Source organism: bacterium, from assembly GCA_018830565.1.
Taxonomy (GTDB): domain Bacteria; phylum UBA9089; class JAHJRX01; order JAHJRX01; family JAHJRX01; genus JAHJRX01.
The window spans coordinates 14,073-38,695 of the sequence record JAHJRX010000035.1; the positions used below are offsets into that span (position 1 = coordinate 14,073).

Below are 24,623 nucleotides of genomic sequence, written 5' to 3' on the forward strand. Positions count from 1 at the left end.
AGGTGTAAATTTAAAATGCTAAATTTGCAATTTAAAATGAATTTATCCCCATCTTACACAATCTTACACAAGTTAGCTATTCGCAGGAATCACCTAAAAATTCGGGAATTTAGACTATAAGATTACCTATAGCCTTTTTCTCCCACGGAGTTATTAAAAGAGATGAAGAGGAAAGAACTAAAAGTCTAATTTTTTGGTAAAAAGAGGCGAATATATTTAAATGAATCTTATTATTCAAATTGGAAATAAAATTTTAGAATCTCTAAAAAATATTAACCAAATTATTCAATTACTTGTAGATGCTGTTATTTCTCTTTTTTATCTTCAAAAGAGTAGTTTAAGAGCAAACATGAATGTCCTCTTCTCCCAAATAAGGTTTACTGGAATAAATGCCTTACCCTTAGTTAATAAACTAGCGCTTCTTTTAGGAATAGTGGTCATTATCCAAGCAGCTACTTATTTACCAAAGATTGGTGCTTCTGACTATATTGGAAGCATTATCACCTTAGTTATTATTCGAGAATTAGGTCCCCTGATGGTAGCTTTTATCGTCATTGGCCGGTCAGGAACAGCTATTGCTACCGAACTATGTAGTATGAAGATTAACCATGAAATCAATGCTTTAGAAGTGATGGGTATTAATCCATATCAGTTTATCATTATTCCTCGGCTTTTGGGAGTAGCTATCTCTGTCTTTTGTCTGGTTGTCTATTTTGATGTGATTGCTTTGGGGGGTGGTTATCTGGTCTCTTATCTAAAGATAAAACTACCTCTAATTGCTTTTATGAGTGGACTAAAACAATCTCTGGCTTTGAAAGATTTAATCTTAAGTGGAGTTAAGGGTTTATTATTTGGCTTTACCATTGCCACGATTGGTTGTTATCAAGGGTTAATTATTAAAGGCTCGCTTACTGAGATACCCCAAGCAGCAACTAAGACAGTGGTTAGATCGATCTCAACTATCTTTTTCTTTAATAGTTTATTAGCTTTTATCTTCTATTATTCATAACTTTCTATTATTTATAACTATGGACAAAGAAGCTATTATTCGTTTAGAGAGGGTCTTTTTAGAAGATCTCAAAGGAGGTTCTTTAAGAGAGATTACTTTAAGTATTTATCCCGGAGAAATCTATGTCCTGACTGGCCCCACCGAAGCTGATAAAGTAACCTTCTTAAATCTTTGCTTAGGACTGATAAAACCTCAAGAAGGAGAAATCTTGGTAGGAGGTTATGATTTTAAAAGAGCTACTTACCACCAGCTCATAGATTATCGTCGTAAACTCCAAATTAGTTATATGGCTTACCCACCAGCTTTAATTAGTAATAGGTCGATCTTAAGTAACTTACTTCTTCCTTTGGAATACCACTTTCCTAAAGGCAATCATCTAAAAAGAACCAAAGAATTACTGGCTTTATTAGGGCTGTCTAAATATGAAGATAAATTACCATTTGAACTCTCTCTGGAAGAAAAAAGGTTGGTAGAATTAGCCAGAGCCTTAGTTAGTCAACCGCAGATTATCTTTTATCGCCAACCTTTAGAAAATTTTGACTCTTTTCTACAACAAAAGATTGTTAAGATCATTAAGCAGTATTCAGAAGAGATGAGTTGCACCAGTATAATTGTAGCTAATCATTGGCTGCCATTTATACCCATTGCTCATCGTTTTGGGATATTAGATCAGGGAAAGCTAATATACTGTGGTTCCCCAGAAGAGCTTTACGCTAGCAATGAGCCACCAGTCCAGCAATTTATTAATATTCAAAAAACTATTAGTTAGCTATATGCCAAACAAGGAGATAATCATGAATCTTGAAAGAAGATATAATTTTTTTGTAGGATTATTTGTCATTGTTGGATTATTAATCTTTGTAGGGGTAATCTTTATCACCTTCCAATCAAAGTTTATGAAGAAAGGTTACTACCTAAAGGTAAATTACCATAACCTTGGTGGTCTTCAAGAAGGAGATGAGATAACATTAGGAGGTTATCAAGTAGGACATTTAGACAAGATAGTCATGAGCTGTCAGCCAAAAGTTTATTTTAACTTATCCTTATTTATTGAAGAAGATGTAGTTATTCCTAAAGAGACGATCACTAAGATTGCCAGTAAAGGGCTGATTGGCCAAAAATATATTGAACTAATTCCACCTAAAGAGAGTAAAGGATTTCTTAAGCAAGGTGACCAGTTAAAAAGCCTGGAATTTGAAGGAGATGTTCTTTTAGCTAAAGCAGAAGAAGTAGCTGACAATTTTAACTTAGTCGCCAAAGATATCTCTGCTTTCTTCGAGGCTAATAAACTTAACCTGGCCTTAGACACCGTTAATAAAGAAGCTCAAGAAATAACGACTAACTTTAATCAGACTTTAAGTACCGTTAATAAAGAAGCTCAAGAAATAACGGCCAACTTTAATCTTCTTACTACAGAAGCAAAGGAAACTTTCCAGTTAGTCCAAAAAAACTTAATTAAGATTGAGCAAGTCATAGAAAGCTTTCAACAAACCACTAAAGATATTAGCCAGGCCACAGAGGTGGTATCTGGTCATAAAGAAGAAGTTACTAAAGTTATCTCTCAATTAGACCAGAATTTAATCTTGTTAAGTTCTGTTTTAGTTAATTTAAATGAAATTACCAGCGAAAATAAGAGCCAAATTAAGAATATCCTCCAAAATTTAGAAGTTACCAGTAAAGAAGTTCAAGGCTTAGCCAAGGATTTAAAAGAAAGACCCTGGAGATTAATCAGGAAAGAATAATCTTGACATCGACTCTTTGATGTGGTTATATTAACTAATAGTTTTTAAACTACTTTTTAAAAGTGAGGAAAAATTATGATTTCTTGTCGCGCTAGTAAATTATCTCCTTCAGCTACTTTAGCTATTACCTCTAAAGTAAACCAGATGAAAGCCCAAGGTATTGATGTGATTGGATTTGGTGCTGGTGAACCTGATTTTGATACCCCTCAAAAGATAAAAGAAGCTGCAATTATTGCTATCAAGCAAGGCCAGACTAAATATACGCCCACTTCTGGATTACCAAAACTTAAAGAAGCCATCTGTTACAAGTTTAAGACTGAGAATAATTTAAACTACACTCCAGAAGAAGTCATTGTCTCTTGTGGAGCAAAACATTCTCTCTTTAATATCATCTTAGCTCTTTGCAATAAAGATGATCAGGTGATTATTCCTGCTCCTTACTGGGTAAGTTATCCTGAAATGGTTAAATTAGCCGAAGCGGTGCCTGTATTGGTAAATACTTTAGAAGAGAATAACTTTAAACTTACTCCTGAGGCCTTTAGAGAAAATATTACCAAGAAGACTAAAGCGATAATTATTAATTCTCCTTCTAATCCGACGGGAATTTTATACGAAAAAGAAGAACTAAAAGAATTAGCCGAGATAGCCTTAGAAAATAATATTTTTATCATCTCTGATGAAATTTATGAAAAATTAGTCTATGAAGATAAGAAGTTTGTGAGTATCGCTTCACTTGGAAAAGAGATTAAGTATCTTACCATTACCGTAAATGGAGTTTCAAAGGCATACTCAATGACCGGCTGGAGAATTGGCTATACCGCGGCTAATAGATATATCATTCAAGCTATGGCTAACATTCAAGACCACTCTACTTCTTGCCCTAACACCATCGCTCAACATGCAACCATAGCAGCTTTAGAAGAAGACCAAGCTAGTATAGAAGAAATGCGCTTAGAATTTGACAAGCGAAGAAAGTATATGGTAGAAAGACTCAATAATATTATGGGTGTGAGTTGTGTTATTCCTTACGGCGCTTTTTATGTTTTTCCTAATATTTTAGGCTTATTTGGCACCAAATATAAAGACTATCATATCGATAGGGCTAACTCATTAGCTGAATATCTATTAGAAGAAGTTAAAGTAGCTGTAGTTCCAGGAGAAAGCTTTGGAAGCGCTCAAAATATTAGACTATCTTATGCCACCTCAATGAAGAATATCATTGAAGGTTTAACCAGGATCGAAGAAGCCGTAGCTAAGCTTACTAAATAGTTAAGAATAAATTTAAGAGGAGTTTATGTATCAAGCAGTATTAATTAAAGGAGATGGCATTGGGCCAGAAGTGGTAGAGGCAGCTTTAAAAGTCATTGAAGCTACAGGAGTAATTATCAAATGGCATCAAGAAGAAGCAGGTGAAGCAGCTTTAAGAAAGAACAATACTCCTTTACCAGAATCTTGCTTGGCCTCTATTAAGACTTATAAGGTAGCCCTAAAAGGACCTCTTACTACCCCTATTGGTTCTGGCTTTTCAAGTGTTAATGTAGCTCTTAGGAAAGAACTTAACCTATATGCCGGTGTTCGACCAGCTATATCTCTTCCTATAAAAGGGACTAAATATGAAGATCTAGATTTAGTCATCATTAGAGAAAATACAGAAGGAATGTATAGTGGAGTAGAACACTTTATCGATAAAGAAAGAAGTGCGGCCGAGTGTATTCGAATCATTACCCGTAAAGCAAGTGAAAGAATTGTTCGATTTGCTTTTGAATACGCTAAGCAAAAAAATCGAAAGAAAGTTACCGTTGTCCATAAAGCTAATATCATGAAAGCTACTTGTGGCTTATTTTTAGAAGTAGCCATGGAGACAGCTGCTCTTTTTCCAGAAATTACCTTTGAAGATCGGATTGTAGATAATATGGCCATGCAACTTGTAAAAAAGCCTCAAGAGTATGATGTCATTGTCACCACTAACTTATTTGGGGATATTCTTTCTGATCTTTGCGCGGGACTGGTAGGAGGGTTAGGAGTAGTCCCTGGAGCTAACATTGGAAGTGAATATGCTACCTTTGAACCGGTCCATGGCAGCGCTCCCAAGTATGCTGGCCAAAACAAGGCCAATCCTACCGCTACTATCCTTTCTGGTGCGATGCTTCTTGATTATTTAGGAGAAAACAGAGCTTCCCAAAAAATTACCGCGGCCGTAAAACAAGTATTAAAGGAAGGTCGTGAGGTAACTTATGATTTAGGTGGCCAGGCAACTACTTCTCAAATGGCTCAAGCTATAGCTGATATGATTAAAAGTATCTAACTTACCATTAAAAATTAACCTTAAAAAAATATTAGTTGCATAGTACTACCAAGCACTACCAATTTCACTAAGTTTTTGTCTTTCCATTTCCTATGTCCGGTTTTCGTTAACAACTACTATAAGAAAAATCCAATGAGTATTTCTAAAGAAAAATTTATCGAGGTTATTTATTCATTAATAAAGAAGACGGTCATATCTTCGCCTTTAGATGTAAAAGAAGCTTTAAAGAAGTGTCTTTTTCAAGAAGAAGAGCTTGGTAAATACCAGATAGGCTTAATGTTAGAAAATATAAAATTTGCTGAAGAAAAAGAGCTACCTCTTTGTCAAGACACCGGAGTGCCTATATTCTTTATTAATTTAGGCAGAAAATTTTTTCTTGATTTTAATCTTAAAGAAGCTTTAAAGATAGCGGTTATAAAAGCCACCAATGAAATTCCCTTAAGGAGAAATGTAGTTTGTCCTATTACGCGGCGATATATTGGAGATAATGATAACACCGGAGCAGGCTTTCCTTATGGCTGGTTTGATCTTACTGAAAATGACTATTTAGAGATTACCTTTTTGCCCAAAGGTGGCGGTAGTGAAAATATGAGTAGTCTGAAGATGATGAACTCGGTAACTTTGCTTAAAGAAGTGGAAGAATATGTCGTAGAAACCGCCATTGACTTTATGGGTAAGCCTTGTCCTCCTTATATAATGGGCATAGGAATTGGAGGGGGGGCTGATATTGCTCTTCATTTAGCTAAGAAAGCAACTCTTCGTTCTCTTAGCCAAAGAAATTCTGATCAAGAAATAGCCAGATTAGAAGAAAGATTGAAGGAAAAGATTAATGCTTTAGGCATTGGTCCTATGGGCAGAGGAGGAAAAAATACCGTCTTAGCTGTTAATGTTGAAGTAATAGGAGTCCATACTTCTGTTTATCCGGTAGCCATCACTAACCAATGCTGGCCTGGAAGAAGAGCCAAAGTTAAAATATTTTCTGAGGAAAAGATAGAATTTGAATAACTTAAACTTTATTTACTTAAAGACTCCTTTATCTGAAGAAACGGTGAGAAGATTAAAAGTAAGGGACATTGTTTTCTTAACAGGAGAGATTTTTATCTGTCGAGACTTAGCTCATCGTAAAATTATGGATGAGTATCTCTTAAAAAACAAGAAGCAAGATTTACCTTTTCCTTTAAATAATGCGGTCATCTTTCACACAGGAGCAATTATAAAAGAAGAAAATCTTAAGTTTATCCCTATCTGTGTAGGCTCTACCACCAGTATAAAGTTAGAATCTATCGAGCCTACTTTCATTAAGGAATTTAATTTAAGAGGCGTCATTGGCAAAGGTGGAATGGGTAAAGAAACAACCAAAGCTATGCAAAGATATGGTTGTGTTTATTTTGGAACTATTGGTGGAGCAGCTGCCCTGCTTACCAAAGGAGTAAAAGAAGTATTAGCAAATTTTTGGTTAGCTGAAAATGGTCTTACGGAAGCCGTGTGGAAGTTAAGAATAGAAGACTTTGGTCCCTTATTTATAGATATTGATAGCTATGGAAGAAATATCTACTTAGAAAACAAAGAAAGAATAATAACTTCCTTGAATAAAATAAGGACTTAAAAGGTCGAAATTTGCAATTTAAAATGAATTTATCCCCATCTTACACAAGTTAGCTATTCAAGGACACCACCGAAAATCTTCCTTTATCGTCTTAAGTCTATGACTTAAGGTATAGAGTTTTTTTTAACTACTTTTTTGCCAACCTGATTTATTTGTCTTAAAGAATCTCAAAGAATAAGAATATAAAATATGAAATATGAATTATTGATTGCTTTTAGATATGTAACTTCTAAACAAGGAAAAAGATTTGTCTCTCTAATTACCCTTATCTCCATCTTAGGTGTAATTGTTGGCGTAATGTCTCTTAATATGGTTATTTCAGTCATGAATGGATTTGAAAAAGATCTTAAAGAAAAAATCTTAAGTAGTAATGCTCATATTTTTATCACTGATATTCAAAAAAAAGGAATTAGTAATTACCCTTTGCTTATGAGAAAGATTTCAAACTCAGAAGAAGATATTTTAGGCATTGCTCCTTTAGTTGAAGGTCAGGCAATTTTATGTTCTAAATATCAAGTAGCAGGAATAAGTTTATTGGGTGTAAACTTAGAATTAGAAGCTAATCTCACTAATCTAAAAAAAGATATCGTAGAAGGAAGATATGAATTTTACCCTCAAGAAAAAGGTATCATTATCGGCAAAGAATTAGCCTTGGCTCTTGGAGTTTCTGTAAATGAAAAAATTACCTTAATTTCTCCTAAATATAATAATCTTACTAACATCAAAGGCGAAAAAGATTTAGAACCTCATGTTGAAGATTTTGTGGTTAGCGGTATCTTTGCTTCAGGTATGTATGAATATGATAGAAGTAGGGCTTATATCTCTTTAAATAAAGCTGGTGAAATATTTGGCTTTCACCAAGATATTTCTACCCTAACTATAAAAGTTTCAGATATCTATAAAGCAGAAGAGATAGCTAATAAGATTAGAAAAAAGATTGGTCTTTCTTATTGGGTTTATACTTGGATGGAGTCTAATAAAAATTTATTTTCTGCTTTAGCCTTAGAAAAAATAGTCATGTTCTTAATATTAGCTTTGATTGTCTTTGTGGCGGCTTTTAATATCACCGCCAGTTTAGTGATGACCGTCGTAGACAAGACTAAAGATATTGGCATCTTAAAGGCTTTAGGAGCAAGTCAGAAAAGCATTATGTCTATCTTTATCTTAAAAGGTTTCATTATTGGCTTGGCAGGAACGATATTAGGAACTATTTTAGGAATAACTGGTTCTCATTTGCTTTCTCATTATCAATTCATTAAACTACCCAGTGATATTTATTATATCAATTATTTACCTATTTGGATTCAAACTCAAGATGTAATTTATATATTTTTTTCCTCTGTCTTTTTATGTTTTTTAGCCACTATCTATCCATCTATGAATGCCGCTAAACTAGACCCAGTAAAGGCTTTGGCTTATGAATAATAGTCTCTTTAAGGCTGTCAATATTTCTAGATCTTATCAAACACCCCACGGAAGTCTTGAGATATTAAAAGATCTTAACTTTTCAGTTAATAAAAAGGAGGTAGTAGCTATTTGTGGTGTTTCTGGGGTAGGTAAAAGTACTCTCTTGCATCTTTTAGGTACCTTAGATAGACCTGATCAAGGAAGTATCTTATTGGAGGAAAGGAATTTATTAATGCTCTCTGATAAAGAGTTAAATAAGTTTAGATGTGAAAAATTAGGATTTGTTTTTCAATTTCATTATCTACTTTCGGAATTTACAGCCTTAGAAAATGTAATTCTTCCTGGGCTCATTAAAGGAGAATCTAAGGATAAAATTGAAGAAAGAGCAAAAATCTTATTATCTAAACTAAACTTAAAAGAGAGATTTTTTCATAAACCTAAAGAGCTTTCTTTTGGTGAGCAACAAAGGGTAGCCATTGCCCGCTCTCTAATTAATGATCCAAAGATAATCTTAGCTGATGAACCTACGGGTAATTTAGATTCTCAAACCGCCAGAGAAGTCTTTAGCCTTCTTTATGAAATAGTTAAAGAAAACCATAAAATTTTAATATTTGTTACCCATAATGAAGAATTAGCTAAGAAGGCAGATAAAATTTTCTTTTTAAAGGAAGGAAAATTGTTTGAAACTAATCATTAAGTTTGATATACTTTATTATAAGTTTTATAATGAAAGGAGTATGATTATCTATGTCCCTTTTAGTTTATTTAGATGGTAAGTTAGTCCCCAAAGAAGAAGCAAAGATATCTGTCTTTGATCATGGTCTTCTCTATGGTGATGGTATCTTTGAAGGAATTCGTTCATATAATGGCCGAGTCTTTAAATTAGAGGAGCATTTAAAACGACTATCTGATTCCGCTAAGGCCATTAACTTAAATATTCCTTTAAGCTTAAAAGAGCTTAAAGAAGCGGTGCTTTTAACATTAAGATCTAATAATTTAAAGAATGCTTATATTCGCTTAGTGGTGACAAGAGGAGTAGGTGATTTAGGCTTGGATCCTCAAAAATGTCCTCAGCCAACCATATTTATCATTACTGATAAGATTGTCTTATATTCAGAAGAGTTTTATGAGCATGGGTTGGAAATAATTACGGTGCCTACGAGGAGAAATATTCCTGAAGCAGTGAATCCTTGTATCAAGTCTTTAAACTACCTTAATAATATCTTAGCTAAGATAGAAGCTACTAATGCTGGCTTTTTAGAAGCAGTGATGTTAAATAGTGAAGGCTTGGTTACTGAATGCACCGGTGAAAATATTTTTATTGTCAAAGATAGTTGTCTTGTTACTCCTCCTTGTTGGGTAGGTGCTTTAAGAGGCATTACCAGAGAAGTAGTCTTAGGCTTATCTTTAAAACTAAAGATTGAGGCTAAGGAAGATGTTTTAACGCGTTATGATTTATATACCGCCGAGGAAATGTTTTTAACCGGTACAGCCGCTGAGATTATTCCAATAATAACGGTTGACGGAAGAATGATAGGAAATGGAAAGCCAGGTAAGATTACGACCAGCTTAAGAAATGCCTTTACAGAACTAACTCAAAATGAAGGAACGGTTGTTGCTTAAAATTATGGTTAAAATTTTGTCAGCCTTTAAGTATCAGTCTATGGGGAATTTCAAGAGAAGATGCCAAGCCACTGCTACTTTAATTCCTGAGACAAAGCTTCCGGCTGACATCTGACGGCTAAACGTTTACCTGTTTTGTTTTCTTACTACTTGGAGGTTAGATAGTGCTTTGTGATAATTGCCAGAAGGAGAAAGCTTCCCTTCATTACACTGAAGTTATTAATAATAGCTTAACAGAGATCCATTTATGTATGTCCTGTGCTCAAAAGAAAGGCTTGGATGATTCTTTTTCTCTTTCTTTTGCTAATCTCTTTACTGACCTAAGTTCTGACCTAAGTGAAGTTGGGGATATTAAAATTTCTTCTAAAAAGAAAGAAGGATGTAAGTGTTGTGGACTAACCCTTAATGACTTTAAAAAATTAGGTCTTTTTGGTTGTAGTGAGTGTTACGAAACCTTCTCTGCCAAGATTGAAAATATTTTGCAAAAAATTCATGGGGCTACTCATCACACCGGAAAAATACCTCGTCATATTTCTAAAGAGATCTCTTCCAAAAGAGAGATTATTAAATTGAGAGAAAAACTACAAAAAACAATAAAATTAGAAAAGTATGAAGAAGCTGCTAAAATAAGGGATAAACTAAAAAAATTGGAAGGAATAATTTAGTTAAAGTAGATGAATACTTTTAGCTGTGATTGGTTAAAGAACAATACTCCTCACCGCGATATAGTGATCAGTAGCCGCATTCGTTTAGCCAGGAATGTAAACAAGATTCCCTTTCCTCATTGGGCGAAAAAAGAAAGTTTAAGAAAAGTGGTCTCTTTGGTCGAAGAAGCCACAAAAAAGTGCCCTTATTTAATTAACTCTAAATATTATGATTTAGATAAATTAACCTCATTAGAAAAGCAGTACTTAATAGAAAGACATCTTATTAGTTTAGAACATGCCAATAGTAAAAATGGTCTGCTCATTGTTAGCCAGAAAGAGATGGGTAGCCTTATGGTCAACGAAGAAGATCATCTAAGAATTCAAAGCTTGGATGCAGGTTTAAACCTTTTCGAAGCTTGGGATCTTATTAATAAAATTGACGATTCTCTTTCCGAGGTATTGGATTACGCTATTTCTCCTCAATGGGGATATTTAACGGCTTGTCCTACTAATGTAGGAACTGGAATAAGGGCTTCAATAATGATTCATCTACCAGCTCTTATCTTAACTGGACAAATAAATAAAGTATTAAAAGGAGTTTCTCAATTAGGATTAACGATTAGAGGTTTATATGGAGAAGGGAGTGAAATCTTAGGAAATTTATTTCAAATATCTAATCAGATCACCTTAGGACGATCAGAAGAAGAGACCATTGATCATGTGGAAAAGATTTCAAAACAAATTATTAATTATGAAAAAAATGCCCAAGAATTGTTAATTAAAGAATCGGCTATTCAATTAGAAGATAAAACATTTAGAGCTTACGCTACCTTAACCCATGCTCGAGTTATTGATTCTAACGAAGCCATAAATCTTCTTTCTGTCGTAAGATTAGGGGTAAGCAGTGGCATATTAAAGGATATCTCCTTGGAAATTTTAAATGAACTTCTTGTTATTACTCAACCAGCTCATATTCAAAAATTTTTTAACACTCCTCTTACTCCAGAACAGAGAGATGTAAAACGAGCAGAATTAATCAGAGAAAAATTTTCTATCACTTAAAAGTTATTTTTAAATTTCAAATTAGCTAAAAACAATATCTTAAATTTGGAGGTAATATATATGTTTGAACGTTTTACGGAAAGGGCAAAAAGAGTTATTTCCCTTGCTCAAGAAGAAGCTAAAAAATATAAGCATAACTACATAGGTTCTGAACATTTACTTTTAGGTATCATCGATGAAGGAGAAGGAGTAGCGGCAGAAGTATTTAACAACTTAGATATTAATTTAGATAGCATTAAGATGGAGGTAGAAAAATTAGTTTCTCCAGGAGGGGGTGCTTTAACTTTAGGAGATGTTCCATTTACTCCTCATGCTAAGAAGGTCCTGGAGTTAGCCATAGAAGAAGCTCATCTCCTTAACCATAATTATGTAGGAACAGAACATATCTTATTAGGATTAGTAAAAGAAGAAGAGAGCGTAGCCGCTCGAATTTTATTAAATAAATTTAGTGCAGATTTAAACACCATCCGGGAAGAAATTTTAAAAATATTAGGAGGAACTGCCTTTCCTGTTACCTCTGCTCCTAAGAAGAAAAAGACCACCACTCCTGTTTTAGATGCTTTCTCCCGAGATTTAACGGAGTTAGCTAGGAATAACAAATTAGACCCGGTAATAGGCAGAGAGGAAGAGATTCAAAGAGTTATCCAAATCTTAGGTCGTCGAACTAAGAATAATCCTGTGTTTATTGGGGACCCTGGAGTAGGAAAGACGGCAATCGTAGAAGGACTAGCTCAAAAAATTGTTCAAGGTCAAGTTCCAGAATCTTTAGCTAATCAACGAGTTGTTTCTTTAGATTTAGCCTCCATAGTAGCGGGAACAAAGTTTAGAGGTGAATTTGAAGAAAGATTAAAAAGAGTAATTAACGAAGTAAAACAATCTAAAGAGATCATTTTATTTATTGATGAAATGCATACCCTGGTAGGAGCAGGTGCCGCTGAAGGAGCAATTGACGCTGCCAGTATCTTAAAACCTGCCTTAGCCAGAGGAGAGCTTCAATGTATTGGAGCTACTACTTTAGATGAATATCGTAAATATGTAGAAAGAGATGTGGCCTTAGAGCGACGATTTCAACCTATTTATGTGGATGAACCAACTATTGAAGAAACTATTGAGATCTTAAAAGGATTAAGAGATCGTTACGAAGCTCACCATCGCATCGAGATTACCGATGAAGCCATTGAAACTGCCGCCAAGTTTTCGTATCGGTATATTTCTGACCGTTTCTTACCTGATAAAGCTATAGATTTAATCGATGAGGCTAGCTCGCGAGCTAAGCTTCAACTTACTACCACTCCGGCCGATCTAAAAGATCTTGAAAAAGAAATTGAACAAGTCTCTAAAGAAAAAGAAGCTTCTATTAGTGAACAAGAATTTGAAAAAGCTGCCTCTTTTAGAGATAAAGAACGTCAGTTAAGAAAAAAATTAGAACGAATAAGAAAGGAGTGGAAAAATAAACACGGCATTTCTGATCGCTCTGTAAAAGCAGAAGATATTGCTAATGTTCTCTCATCATGGACAGGTGTTCCCATATGTAAATTAGTAGAAAGTGAATCTGAAAAATTACTCCGGATGGAAGAAGATCTTCATAAGAGAGTTATAGGACAAGATGAAGCGGTAACCATCATTAGTAAGGCTATTCGTAGATCTAGAACAGCCTTAAAAGATCCTTGTCGTCCCGCCGGTTCATTTATCTTTTTAGGACCTACCGGTGTGGGAAAGACAGAATTAGCTAAAGCCTTAGCTGAATTCCTCTTTGACGATGAAGAAGCTCTTATTCAAATAGATATGTCTGAATTTATGGAAAAATTTGCGGTTTCAAGGCTTACGGGTGCTCCTCCTGGATATGTAGGCTATGAAGAAGGAGGTGAACTTACCGAAAAAGTTAGAAGAAGGCCTTATTCGGTAATTCTCTTAGATGAGATAGAAAAAGCTCATCCTGATATATATAATATCCTTCTCCAAGTATTAGAAGATGGGCAGCTTACCGATAACTTAGGACATACTGTGGATTTTAGGAATACCGTGATTATTATCACTTCTAATATAGGAGCTAGGGATATTTTATCTAATTCTGGCTTGGGCTTTCGTACTCCCGATGAAGAACGATCCTACGAAAAAATGAAAGAAAAAGTTACTTCAGAAACCAAGAAGATATTTACTCCTGAATTTATAAATCGGATTGATGAAATTATTGTCTTTCATCCTTTAAGTAAAAAAGAGATTGAAAAAATTGTGGCTATAAAGATTGAAGAACTAAATGAAAGATTGGAATCTCAGAATATCCAAATAGAATTAAGCAAGGAAGCAGCTAAGCATTTAGCTGAAAAAGGATATGATGTTGCTTATGGAGCTCGTCATTTAAGAAGAGTTATCCAAAAAGAAATTGAAGATCCTTTATCCGAAGATCTAATCAGAGGTAATCTTAAAGATAATGAAACTATCGTTATAACTATAGAAGATGGAAAACTTACTTTTAACAAGAAAGCTTCTTTAAGTCCCTCAAGATGATAAAAAAAATTACTATTTTAGTTTTAAGTATCTTTTATTTCTTTCCTATTTTAGGTTATAGTTTTCTTGTGTTAGGAGATAACTATAATTTAGCCGTGAAGCTTTATCGAGATGGACATTATGAATTAGCGGCTCGAGAATTTAATGAATTTATCCTCTCTAACCCTGACCATGAATTAATTCCCTCTGCTTTATTCGTTTTAGGTGAAACTTACTTTGCTCAAAATAAGTATCCCGAGGCTTTAGAAGAATACAAAAAATGTTTTTATGTCTCTTTTGAAGAAGACTTGAAAGCTAAGAGCTTACTACGAATGGGGGATTGCCTTCTTTTTGATGGTAAACATCAGGAAGCTTTAGCTAAATACCAAGAGATTATAGACGCCTACCCAACCAGTGAAATAGCTATAAAAGCCATTTATAAAAAGGCGCAGTCATATTTCAAGCAAGGAGATTTGGAAAAAGCAGAACTTCTTTACGAAGAAATTACTAAAAAATACCCTCAGTCAGGATATGCTCTTCAGGCTTATTATTCCTTAGGGGTTTGCTATTTTCGTCAACAAGAATATCCTCAAGCCATCTTACCTTTGATAAAAGTATATGCTGAGTCAAAAGACCCTCAAATCAAAGGCGAAGTTTTATACTATATAGGAGAATGTTGGTATTTACAAAACGACTATGAAAGTACTATTTCAGAACTAAATAAATTCACTCAAGACTTCAAAAATCACCCCTTTTTTTATAAAGCTTTTCTTCTTTTAGGAAAAGCTTTTTTTAAGGCTTCCAAGCTTGATCAATCTTTAGCTAACTTTAAAGAAATAGTAGAAAACTGCCCAGAAGATGAGATCTTGTCTAAAGCTTTTTACTGGATAGGAGAAATATACTACGAAAAAAAAGATTACCCCCAAGCTGCTACCAACTATAAATACCTTATAAAACATTTTCCAAAAGATGAGTTCCTTTTGTGGGCTAAGTACAATTTAGGCTGGTGTTATTTTAACCAGAAAGAATACGAAAAAGCCATTGAGGCTTTTCAAGAATTTAATGCTTCTTTTCCCAGCCATCAAAATACACCTAAGGTTTACTTTCAAACAGGAGAATGCTTTCAAGCTTTAAGTCAAAATAACCAAGCTTTAGAAGCTTATCAAGAGGTGATAAGCAAATTTCCACAAGATAGTTTAGTCCCTATCTGTTTATATAAAAAAGGAAATATTTATTATCAGCAAAAAGATTATTTAAAAGCAATTACTTCTTATCAAGAAATTATCTCTAAATTTAAAGAACATCATTTATTTCCTGGCGCTTTATTTTATAATGGCTTATCTTGTTATTATCTAAAAAATTATCCTTCTTCTATAGAAAATTTCAAAGAAGTTATTCAATCTTTTCCCTCATCTGACTTGGCAGCTAATTCTTACTTCCAATTAGGCGAAATTTATTTAGAACAAAAAGACGCTGCTAACTCACAAAAATTTTATCAAAAGTTAATAGAAAATTTTCCTAAGTCAAGTTTAGCTCCTTCTGCTTATTATGGTTTAGCTACTTCTTTTTATCAAGAAAAAAGATGGGCAGAATCCGCTAATGCTTACCAAGATCTCCTTAAAAACTTTCCAGAATCTTCTTTAATTTATGAAACCTTATATGCTTTAGGAAATTCTTACTACAATAATAAGGAATATAAAAAAGCTATCTTTTCCTATCAAGAAATCTTAAAAAAAGATCCCAAAGAAAAATTAAGTATCGCTTCTCAATATCAGATAGCTTGGTGTTACTATAAATTAGAAGATTACCCCAATGCTCTTAAAAACTTTAAAGAAGTAATTAATAATTTCCCAAAGGAAGAAGAGTACCAAGCTTCTTCTTGGTATTGGATAGCTTGGATTTATTTTTCTCAGAAAAAATATGACGCTTCTATAGAAACTTATGAAAAACTTATCAAAGAATATCCAAAAAGTAATTTAATAGCTAAAGCTTACTTAAATATAGGAAATTGCTTATTTAATCAAAAAAGCTATCGAGAAGCTGCTCTGGCTTATAAAAAAGTAATAGAAAAATATCCTTCCCAAGAAGAGATAATTAAAGATGCTTACTATCAAGTGGGACTTTGTTATTATCTGGAAGGGAATTTAAATAAGACCGTGGATCTTTATAAAGAATTACAGCAAAAATTTCCCCAGAAGGATTTTCAAGCTAAGCTACAGTTTGTGATCGCTAAGTCTCTTTATGACCAAAATGAGATTAAAAAAGCTTCAATAGAGTTTGAAGAAGTAGTTAAAAAATTTCCTAAAAGTCTGTATGAATTAGAGGCACTTTATTGGATATCTCGATGTTATTTAAAGAAGAGTGAATATTCTTCAGCTATTACTACCATGAAAGAGCTTTTAAATTTGTACCCCCAGACAGATTATGCGGCTGATATTTGTTATAACATAGGAGTTTCTTACTATCAGCTAAAAGAGTATCAAAAAGCCATCTTAGAATTCGATAAGCTTACCCAAAATTTTAGCCAAAAAGATGATCTTATCGCAGAAGCTTTGTACCTTAAGGGAAAGTCCTTACAAAACATTAACCAGACTACAGAGGCTTTAAAGACTTATCAAAGATTAATCTCTGACTATCCGCAAACTTCATCAGCCTGCAAGGCTTATTTAGAAAGAGGAAATCACTTTATAGCCGAAAAGGATTATCTAAGAGCGGAAGAAGAATATCTAAAGATTGCTAATTATGACTTAACAAAAGAGATTGCGGCTGAAGCTCAATTTTATATAGGCAAATGTGCTTTTTTATCAAAGAATATCAATAAAGCTTTAGTTGAATACTTAAAAGTAGCTTATTTTTACCCAGAAATTACTAATTGGGCAGCTAAAGGCCAGTTTCAAGCTGCTTTAACTTATGAAAAAATGAACAATCTTCCTCAAGCAAAAAAATTATACCAATCTATTATTGCCACTTACAAAGATAGTCAAGAAGCAGAAAAGTCAAAAGCATGTTTAGATATTTTAGAGAAAAAAGCTACAAAATTACCATAAACCAACCTAAGTTCTATTATCAAGAAAAGGAAGCTATGTTAAAAAAAAATTATCTCTTTTTATCTTTAGCCATCTTAATGTTATTTTCTTCAAATATTACCTTTGGAGAAGAAGAACCTGATATAAAACTTCCAGGAGTAACTATTATTGGCCAAGATAAATCACTCTTAGAAAAAGAAATAAAGCCTGAAAAGATAAAGATAAAGATTAAAGAAGATATTAGTCTGACTAAAGAACCCATTAAAGAACCTAGCTTAGAAATAGAAATACCTTTTCTCGAAGAAAAAGTTATTTTAAGAGAAAAGACTACTTCTTTAAAAAAAGAAGGGATTATTTCTTCCTTTGCCTTTAACGGAGGTAATGCTAATTCCTTAGAATATCAATATCTCTATGGCCAAAAGATTAAAAAAGCTAATACCTTATTTATTATAGAGAGAGGCAAATCTGATGGTTTTATTATTAATGAAAAGCGATTTAATAAGCATAGTCAGGACAAGATATCCCTTAATTTAGATCTGCCCTTACTTTTGGAAGTACCTTTTAAGACTACTAATCTTAAGGAAGAAGTCTTTTTTTTCACGGAAGCAAAGTATAACCAAAAAGAAGAAGATCTTCCTTTTAGTCAAGATGAAGAGATCTTTAAAGATTTAAAAATAGTTCTAAAAAATAAACCTTTTAAGATCTCAAATTCTAATTTAAGCTTTATCTTTACTACTACAAAGAGTAAATTAATTCACCAAAAAAAGATAGAAGCTAACTTTACCGATCTTAGTCTTTATCTTTATACCTATCTTAAAAAATATTTACCTAAGCCTTATCCCTTAAATCTTTCCTTAAAGATCCAAAGAGAAGCTCTAGAAAAAGATAAAAGATGGAACTACCTGCTTTCCGCAGAAAGTAATAATATTGAAGTAAAAGATTATGCCATAAGGGTTAGCACTGATTATTATCACTATGATGGTTCTTCAAGTTTGGGGTTTAAGATAAATACTTTTTATCCTTATCGGAAAGATTTAAAATTATTTGCTACCTTGGATAGAAAGATTAATCTACCAACCTTTAGAGATATTTATGGAGTAGAAAAATATATAGAGACGACTATCCCTTGCTACTCTCCTCAAAAGACAGGAGAAATAGAAGGAGGTCTCAACTATCAAAAAAGTACTGATTTCTTGATCAGTAGTTCTTTATTCTTAGAAAGAACTACTGATTTTATCTCTTGGGGTGACCAAGATCATGATCAATTATACGAACCAATTAATATAAAAAAAGTTAAGCTTTCTGGTTTAAGACTTAAGGTTAAAAAAGAACTATCTCCAAGTATATCTCTTCAAGGCAATCTTACTTATCACTTTTCCCTTAAGAATGAAATCCCAGGAGAATATCTTCCTTTCCTTCCCAAAGAAGAAGCAAAAGTTTGTCTAAAAATGCCAAACTTTAAAGGAATAGATCTTGAGTTTACCGCCACTTATAAAGGAAATCTTTATAGCAACCATCAACAACCGATTAAACTAAAGAGTTTTTCCTTGTTAAGTTTTAAACTTGGTAAAAATATTGACGATCGCTTAGATGTCTTTATTTCTGGAGATAATATTCTTAATAAAAAGTATCAAATAAGAGAAGGATACTTCGGTAATTTAGCCACTATCTTTGCGGGTTTTACTATTAAGATATAATGCCCACGGTCTATATTTCAATAGGTTCTAACCTCGATAAAGAAAGAAATATTACTCTTTGCCTTTTTAACCTTGAGTCTTCTCAAGAGATAAAAATAAAAAGGTTATCTAATATTTATCTTACCTCACCGGTAGGACACCAAAGGCAAGAGGACTTTTTAAACTTTGTGGCTGAAATAAATACTTACTTAACCCCTCTCAATCTTCTTCTGAAGTTAAAGAAGATTGAGAAAAAACAAGAAAGAGAGTATGAAATATTTTGGGGTCCGCGAACGATAGATCTAGATATAATCTTTTATGATCATTTAGTCTTAGAAGATGATCAATTAACCATTCCTCATCGGCACATGGAGGAAAGAGCTTTTGTTTTAAAACCTTTAAGTGAATTAGAGCCTTTATATATTCACCCTTTCCTTAATAAAAGCGTAAGAGAATTGCTTAATGAATTAAAAGAAGATGGCATTACCCTTTATGGAAAATGGACAAAGAAAGAAAGCCATTGGATAATAAATAAGACTTAATTTTGTGAGAAAATGACTTGTCAATAATTATTACCACCAATGATTTTATAACAACAGCTAAAAGAAAGATGAGGTGTTTTGATGTCCGATGTTAATTCCTTAGAGAAAGAGCTAAGATCAGTAAAGCATTATAAGAATAATCGTTATAGAGGAATGGATCAAAGAATAATAAACTCTAAAGAGTTAGCGATTATAAAAAGGATATTTAGCTATTTAAATAAAGAGAGAAGAGATTACTCCTTGCTTGATGTTCCTTGTGGATATGGACGGTTTTCTCCACTTTTAGAAAAAGAATGGAAATTTACGAGCCTCGATATCTCGCTTCCTATGGTTTTGGAATGTAAGAAATCTCTTTCTTCTGCTTCAAATCAAGATTTTTTAGTAGCCAACATAAAAAAACTACCTTTAAAAGATAGTAGTTATGACTGTGTCCTTACCATAAGGTTAATTCAACATGTTCTGGAAAAGGCGGAACGGATAGAAATCTTTAAAGAAATAAATAGAGTCACCAGAAGATATTTAATTCTTTCTTTTTACAAGAGAAGCAATATTCATCTAACCTTTAGAAGAATTGAATCTTTTTTTAACCGATCAAGAAAGAAAATAAGCATGCTATTATGGAAAGAATTTAAAGATGAGGTTGAATCTTGTGGATTTAGAGTTTTAAAAGTATTTCCAGTCTTAAAGTATCTTCATGCTTCCCATATTGTTCTTTTAGAAAAACTGGCAGTTTAATTAAATCGTAAATGTTTTGGCGCCAGTTGTCAGTTAAGACCAGGAACATTACTTAAATGTTTTATAGCTTGGGGAATATCGTTCAAAACATCACTGGCTATCAAAGAAAGTTCACCTCTTTCTTTAAGAGCTATATCTCCTGATAAACCATGGAGATATACCCCTAATTTACTTGCTTCTAAAGGATTCAAGCCTTGAGCCAAGAACCCGCCGATGATACCCGTTAAAACATCTCCCATTCCTGGTGAAGCCATACCAGAATTACCCGTAGAATTTATGAAAACCTCTCCGGTAGGAGAGGCAATAATTGTATTTGCTCCTTTTAAAACTAGAACAAGATTATATTCCAGAGCTACTTTTTGAGCATAAAAGATCCGATTTATTAAGATATCCTCAATCTTAGTCTTTAAAAAATGAGCTAATTCTCCAGAATGAGGAGTAATTATTACCGGTGCTTTGGCTTTCTTTAATATTTCTGGCTTTTCAGCTAAAGCAAATATAGCATCAGCATCAATAACCATAGGAATATTAATACTTTCAACTAAGTTATGAATAAGTTTTATGGTTTCTTTTTCTCTGCCGATACCAGGCCCCAAAGCGATAGATTGGAATTTAGAAATTAAGTTCATTATCGTAGAATAACCTTTATAGCTAAAGCTACCCAAAGGAGTCTCTGGTATTGGATGAGTCATTACTTCGGTTAGCTTAACTTCCAGGATAGAATTTAAACTTTCAGGAATACCTAAGATCACAATTCCACTTCCTGTTAGTAAAGCTGCTTGGCTGGATAAAGTAGCAGCTCCAGTCATTCCTCGACTTCCAGCCAATAAGAATATTTTTCCGCACCTACCTTTGTGGTCATCTTTTAATCTTTTAGGAAGAAGTAAAGAAATATCTTCTTTTTCTAGATAATTTAGACATAAATTAGGATCATTAAGAAGGTCTTTAGGAAAACCAAGATCTAATATCAATAACTTGCCAAGATAATTTATTCCAGGTGAAAGAAACATTCCTATTTTAGGAAGACCAAAAGTAAAGGTATAGGTAGCTTTAATAGAAGTACCTAATAATTTACCACTATCCCCATTAATTCCTGAAGGAATATCTAAAGAGATAATAGGTTTTTTTAAAGAGTTAAGACAATTTATAATCTCAACAAAGTGATCCGATAGTCTTTCTTTACCTCCTATGCCTAAAATAGCATCAATAATCAGATCGAAGGAAAACAATTCATCTTTTTCTTTCTGGAAATTTTCTATGGAATTAGCCTTCCTTATAGGAATCTTAAGTGATTTAACTATCTTTAAATTAGTTTCAGCTATACCTTTGGCTTTCTCTTCGTCCATCATTAAAAATACCTCTACAGAGATATCTTGATTAAAAAGATGTCTAGCTATTACCAAGCCATCTCCGCCATTATTCCCCGGACCAACAAAAACAGCTACTTTTTTAAACTTTAAATCAGGGAAGAGCTGGTGGAGACTTTCTATGCTCTTGATACCTGCATTTTCCATTAAAATAATACTTGGCATAAAGTATTTTTCAGTAGCCATCTTATCTATTTCATACATTTGATTAACATTAGCAACTTTCATGGTAACCCTTAAATAAAAAGTAATACTTAATCTTTTTATAGCATTTCTTTAACAGCTTGTAAATTAAGATTAAACCCCAAATAAGATCAAGGTGGTAGAATTTATACTTTATCCTTAACGAAGTAGTTAATTTCAGAAAATTATAAACAAATTCTAATTTAAATTTTTTTACCAGCTTAAGAGTAGAGAAGGGAGGATATAAGATCTCCAGATAGTATTGAAAAAACCTCACTACCTTCATTTCGTACCTAAGGTTAGTCCAGGGCACCACTACCTCTTCTGTCTTAAACTTAGTCCATTCTAAAAGATTTAAAGGAGGTTTAAATCCATGCTCTTTAGCCATTTCAAAACCATAAGTTCCAGGCCAGGGAGAGTAATGATGAATAGAGATGAGACAGTTAGGATGAATATTCTTTAGTCTTAAGACTAAGTCAAATGTCTTCTCCAGGTCTTTAAAGCCATCTTCTTTCATCATTCCCACGATAAAAGAATAAGAAGGTCGAATATCATATTTTTTTAAGATCGTATTACATCTTTCAATATCAGAGAAAGTTATATCTTTCTGAATAAGATCAAGGATCTTATTAGAACCACTTTCAGCTCCAAGGTATAAGAGACCAAGCCCACTCTTCTTCATATAAAGAAGAAGCTCTTCATCTAAATGCAAAACTTGATCAACTCTAATATTAGCCTCCCAAGTGATATTTAAGCCTTCCTCGCAGATGCTTTTAAGTATCTCTTTAGCTCTTCTTCGATGAATGAAGAAGTTAAAATCCAAAATATTTATCCGATTTACTTTAAATCGAGAGACTAAATATTTCAAGTCATCAACTACTTGTTCTACCTTTAAAGCATAATATCTATTCCTTCCAAAGGTAAGAGGAACGCAACAAAAAGCACATCTTCCGTAACAACCAATACTTGAAACATAACCTAAAATTCGAGACTGACCATCAAAACTTTTTTGAATATGTCTTTCTACTGGTATTAAGTCGTATGCTTTTCGATTGATAGGTTTTATATCTTTGATAAATTGTATTTCATTAACTTTGATCTCCTGACCTTTTCTATAGACTAAGGATGGTATCTTTTTAAAGTCCTCCTTATTTTCCAAAGACTTCACTAATTCCAAGAAGGCCAGTTCTCCTTGACCTCTAATAATAAAGTCAATCTTCTTGTCTTGGAGTATTTGTTCATACATCAAGGTAGGAAACCATCCTCCCCAAACTATAGGTAAGTTAGGAAGATGTTTTTTTATAAGGCAAGTAACCCGGTAGCCACTCTTAACTTGATTTCCTAAAATTAAGCTTATTCCTAAACAAAGAGATTTTTTAGATAGAGCCAGGAGTCTTTCTTCAAAATTATCTTCAATGTTGGCGTTAATGATGTTAACTTGATAGCCATTTTCCAAGAGAGGAGCAGAAATAGCCAAAAGTCCCAAGGGAGGATAAGAAGGAGTTTCATTAATTAAGGGGTAAAATAAAGTTATCTCTTTATTAGCCATATTGAAATTTTCAGATTCCCTTGTGTGTGTCCGATTTCTGCACAGGTCGAAAAACTTGAACATCGAGTATTAGGGAAAAATATAACCCAAGATTGCGTAGATACTCTCAATGTGGACATCAATGCTCACATTGTAGTTTCGTGTAAACTTACTGCTTTATGTTGTAGGGCAATTGTCGTGAAACTGAGTTTTTACACAGTCTGACCTTTGCCTCTACCTATTCTTTACATACCATGCAATCGTTTTTTTCAATCCCTCCTCAAAATTAGTCTTTGCCTTAAACCCAAATTCTTGTTCTGCCTTTGAGGTATCCAAACATCTCCTTGGTTGACCATCTGGCTTTGAAGCATCCCATGTTACGCTCCCCTTAAATCCAGTTAGTTTTGTTATTAAATCTACCAAATCTTTAATAGATATTTCAAATCCAGCTCCAATGTTCATGGGGTCACTTTTATTATATTTTTCAGCCGCTAAGAGTATCCCTTCAGCCGCATCCTCTGCATAAAGAAACTCTCGTGTAGCCTTGCCAGTTCCCCAGATAACAATTTCATCTCTTTCCTCATTGATGGCATCAATACACTTTTTAATTAAAGCAGGAATAACATGAGAGGAGTTAGGATCAAAATTGTCTTTTGGTCCATATAAATTTACCGGGAAAAGACAGATAGAATTAAAATTATATTGTTGCCGATATGCCTGCGACTGAACAAGAAGCATCTTTTTAGCCAATCCATAAGGAGCATTGGTTTCCTCAGGATAACCATTCCAGATATCTTCTTCTTTGAATGGTACTGGTGTAAACTTGGGATAGGAACAAATAGTGGCTAAAGCGACAAATTTCTTCACCCCAAACAATCTTGCTTGTTCCATCAGTTGAGTGCCCATCATTAAATTCTCATAGAAAAAACTACCTGGATTCTCCCTATTGGCTCCAATCCCTCCTACCTTAGCGGCTAAATGAATGACAATGTTTGGGTTAGCGTCTTCGTATATCTTCTTCACCATCTCCATTTCTACTAAATTATACTCCTTGCTTCTTGGGGCAAAAATATCCTTGCATCCTCTTTCCTTCAATTTTTCTACCACATAAGACCCTAAGAAGCTTGCGCCACCAGTAACCAAAACTCTTTTCTCATTCCAAAAACCCATTTTTTATCTCCATTTTATTAATTGATTTTCTGTTCAGGAAATACCTTTTTCTTTTAATATCCTTTCCCCTTCTCCAATTGGAATAAGACCTTCCAGTCTCATATCACTATCCACCATAATCTTTACCAAATCTTTAAATCCTATCTTAGGTTGCCATTTCAACTTTTCTTTAGCTTTTGTAATATCTGCATGCAAAAATTCAACCTCTGTAGGTCTAAAGTATCTCATATCAATTTCTATGTAATCTTTCCAATTTAACCCCACATAAGAGAAAGCCTCTTGTAAAAATTCCTTTATTGAATGAGTCTGCCCTGTTCCAATTACATAATCATCTGGTTTGTCTTGCTGAAGCATCAACCACATTGCCTCCACATACTCTGGAGCATACCCCCAATCTCGTTTTGCTTCTAAGTTACCTAAGTATATCTTTTCTTGTTTTCCGGATAAAATCTTAGCAATACCCCTGGTTATCTTGCGGGTAACAAAGGTTTCACCCCTTCTCGGCGAC

The 24,623-nt window shown here is 33.6% G+C and carries 21 protein-coding genes; 17 read left to right on the plus strand and 4 right to left on the minus strand.

From position 1 onward, the window contains the following. Positions 1-220: 220 nt before the first annotated feature. The 17 genes from KJ849_02740 to KJ849_02820 all read left to right on the plus strand — a co-directional run bounded on the left by KJ849_02740 (position 221) and on the right by KJ849_02820 (position 19,867). Entirely contained in the window at positions 221-1,009 is a 789-nt protein-coding gene (locus KJ849_02740; GenBank protein ID MBU2599478.1) for an ABC transporter permease, read from the plus strand. Positions 1,010-1,028: 19 nt separating this feature from the next. Next, positions 1,029-1,778, plus strand: coding sequence for an ATP-binding cassette domain-containing protein (locus tag KJ849_02745; GenBank protein ID MBU2599479.1), 750 nt, complete (start codon positions 1,029-1,031; stop codon positions 1,776-1,778). A 25-nt stretch (positions 1,779-1,803) separates the two neighbouring features. Further along, positions 1,804-2,751, plus strand: coding sequence for an MCE family protein (locus KJ849_02750; GenBank protein MBU2599480.1), 948 nt, complete (start codon positions 1,804-1,806; stop codon positions 2,749-2,751). Between the two features lie 72 nt (positions 2,752-2,823). Next, positions 2,824-4,020 carry a pyridoxal phosphate-dependent aminotransferase gene (locus KJ849_02755; GenBank protein ID MBU2599481.1) on the plus strand — a complete coding sequence of 399 codons (1,197 nt, stop codon included), beginning with the start codon at positions 2,824-2,826 and terminating at the stop codon, positions 4,018-4,020. A 25-nt stretch (positions 4,021-4,045) separates the two neighbouring features. After that, positions 4,046-5,056 carry an isocitrate/isopropylmalate dehydrogenase family protein gene (locus KJ849_02760; GenBank protein ID MBU2599482.1) on the plus strand — a complete coding sequence of 337 codons (1,011 nt, stop codon included), beginning with the start codon at positions 4,046-4,048 and terminating at the stop codon, positions 5,054-5,056. Between the two features lie 132 nt (positions 5,057-5,188). Next, positions 5,189-6,061, plus strand: a complete 873-nt coding sequence (locus KJ849_02765; protein MBU2599483.1) for a fumarate hydratase — start codon at positions 5,189-5,191, stop codon at positions 6,059-6,061. Further along, on the plus strand, positions 6,054-6,662 hold the full coding sequence (locus KJ849_02770) for a FumA C-terminus/TtdB family hydratase beta subunit (protein ID MBU2599484.1): 609 nt from the start codon (positions 6,054-6,056) through the stop codon (positions 6,660-6,662). Before KJ849_02765 ends, KJ849_02770 begins: the two co-directional genes overlap by 8 nt. A 189-nt stretch (positions 6,663-6,851) precedes the next feature. Beyond that, on the plus strand, positions 6,852-8,087 hold the full coding sequence (locus KJ849_02775; protein MBU2599485.1) for a lipoprotein-releasing ABC transporter permease subunit: 1,236 nt from the start codon (positions 6,852-6,854) through the stop codon (positions 8,085-8,087). Further along, positions 8,080-8,766 carry an ABC transporter ATP-binding protein gene (locus KJ849_02780; GenBank protein MBU2599486.1) on the plus strand — a complete coding sequence of 229 codons (687 nt, stop codon included), beginning with the start codon at positions 8,080-8,082 and terminating at the stop codon, positions 8,764-8,766. The genes KJ849_02775 and KJ849_02780 overlap by 8 nt, the downstream gene beginning before the upstream one ends. Positions 8,767-8,816: 50 nt before the next feature. Further along, a complete protein-coding gene (ilvE, locus tag KJ849_02785; protein MBU2599487.1) occupies positions 8,817-9,692 on the plus strand; it encodes a branched-chain-amino-acid transaminase in 876 nt (291 codons plus the stop codon). Positions 9,693-9,856: 164 nt separating this feature from the next. Then, positions 9,857-10,357 (plus strand): UvrB/UvrC motif-containing protein, encoded by a 501-nt coding sequence (locus KJ849_02790; GenBank protein MBU2599488.1) that lies wholly within the window; start codon positions 9,857-9,859, stop codon positions 10,355-10,357. Between the two features lie 9 nt (positions 10,358-10,366). After that, positions 10,367-11,401, plus strand: coding sequence for a protein arginine kinase (locus tag KJ849_02795; protein ID MBU2599489.1), 1,035 nt, complete (start codon positions 10,367-10,369; stop codon positions 11,399-11,401). Positions 11,402-11,461: 60 nt separating this feature from the next. Next, the gene (locus KJ849_02800) at positions 11,462-13,909 is read left to right on the plus strand and encodes an ATP-dependent Clp protease ATP-binding subunit (GenBank protein ID MBU2599490.1); all 2,448 of its coding nucleotides are present in this window, start codon (positions 11,462-11,464) and stop codon (positions 13,907-13,909) included. Beyond that, positions 13,906-16,935, plus strand: a complete 3,030-nt coding sequence (locus tag KJ849_02805; protein ID MBU2599491.1) for a tetratricopeptide repeat protein — start codon at positions 13,906-13,908, stop codon at positions 16,933-16,935. The genes KJ849_02800 and KJ849_02805 overlap by 4 nt, the downstream gene beginning before the upstream one ends. Before the next feature lie 35 nt (positions 16,936-16,970). Next, positions 16,971-18,611, plus strand: a complete 1,641-nt coding sequence (locus tag KJ849_02810; GenBank protein MBU2599492.1) for a TonB-dependent receptor — start codon at positions 16,971-16,973, stop codon at positions 18,609-18,611. After that, positions 18,611-19,132, plus strand: a complete 522-nt coding sequence (gene folK, locus KJ849_02815; protein MBU2599493.1) for a 2-amino-4-hydroxy-6-hydroxymethyldihydropteridine diphosphokinase — start codon at positions 18,611-18,613, stop codon at positions 19,130-19,132. Before KJ849_02810 ends, folK begins: the two co-directional genes overlap by 1 nt. An 81-nt stretch (positions 19,133-19,213) precedes the next feature. Further along, positions 19,214-19,867 carry a class I SAM-dependent methyltransferase gene (locus KJ849_02820; protein MBU2599494.1) on the plus strand — a complete coding sequence of 218 codons (654 nt, stop codon included), beginning with the start codon at positions 19,214-19,216 and terminating at the stop codon, positions 19,865-19,867. Positions 19,868-19,896: 29 nt separating this feature from the next. Here KJ849_02820 and KJ849_02825 read toward each other — a convergent pair whose 3' ends face one another. The 4 genes from KJ849_02825 to KJ849_02840 all read right to left on the minus strand — a co-directional run. Further along, positions 19,897-21,462 (minus strand): NAD(P)H-hydrate dehydratase, encoded by a 1,566-nt coding sequence (locus KJ849_02825; GenBank protein ID MBU2599495.1) that lies wholly within the window; start codon positions 21,460-21,462, stop codon positions 19,897-19,899. Then, complete coding sequence (locus KJ849_02830) at positions 21,449-22,966, minus strand: B12-binding domain-containing radical SAM protein (GenBank protein ID MBU2599496.1); 1,518 nt, start codon at positions 22,964-22,966, stop codon at positions 21,449-21,451. The genes KJ849_02825 and KJ849_02830 overlap by 14 nt, the downstream gene beginning before the upstream one ends. A 213-nt stretch (positions 22,967-23,179) precedes the next feature. After that, complete coding sequence (locus tag KJ849_02835) at positions 23,180-24,115, minus strand: GDP-L-fucose synthase (GenBank protein MBU2599497.1); 936 nt, start codon at positions 24,113-24,115, stop codon at positions 23,180-23,182. 33 nt (positions 24,116-24,148) lie between these two features. After that, on the minus strand, positions 24,149-24,623 hold a 475-nt coding region (locus KJ849_02840; protein MBU2599498.1), incomplete at its 5' end, for a GDP-mannose 4,6-dehydratase.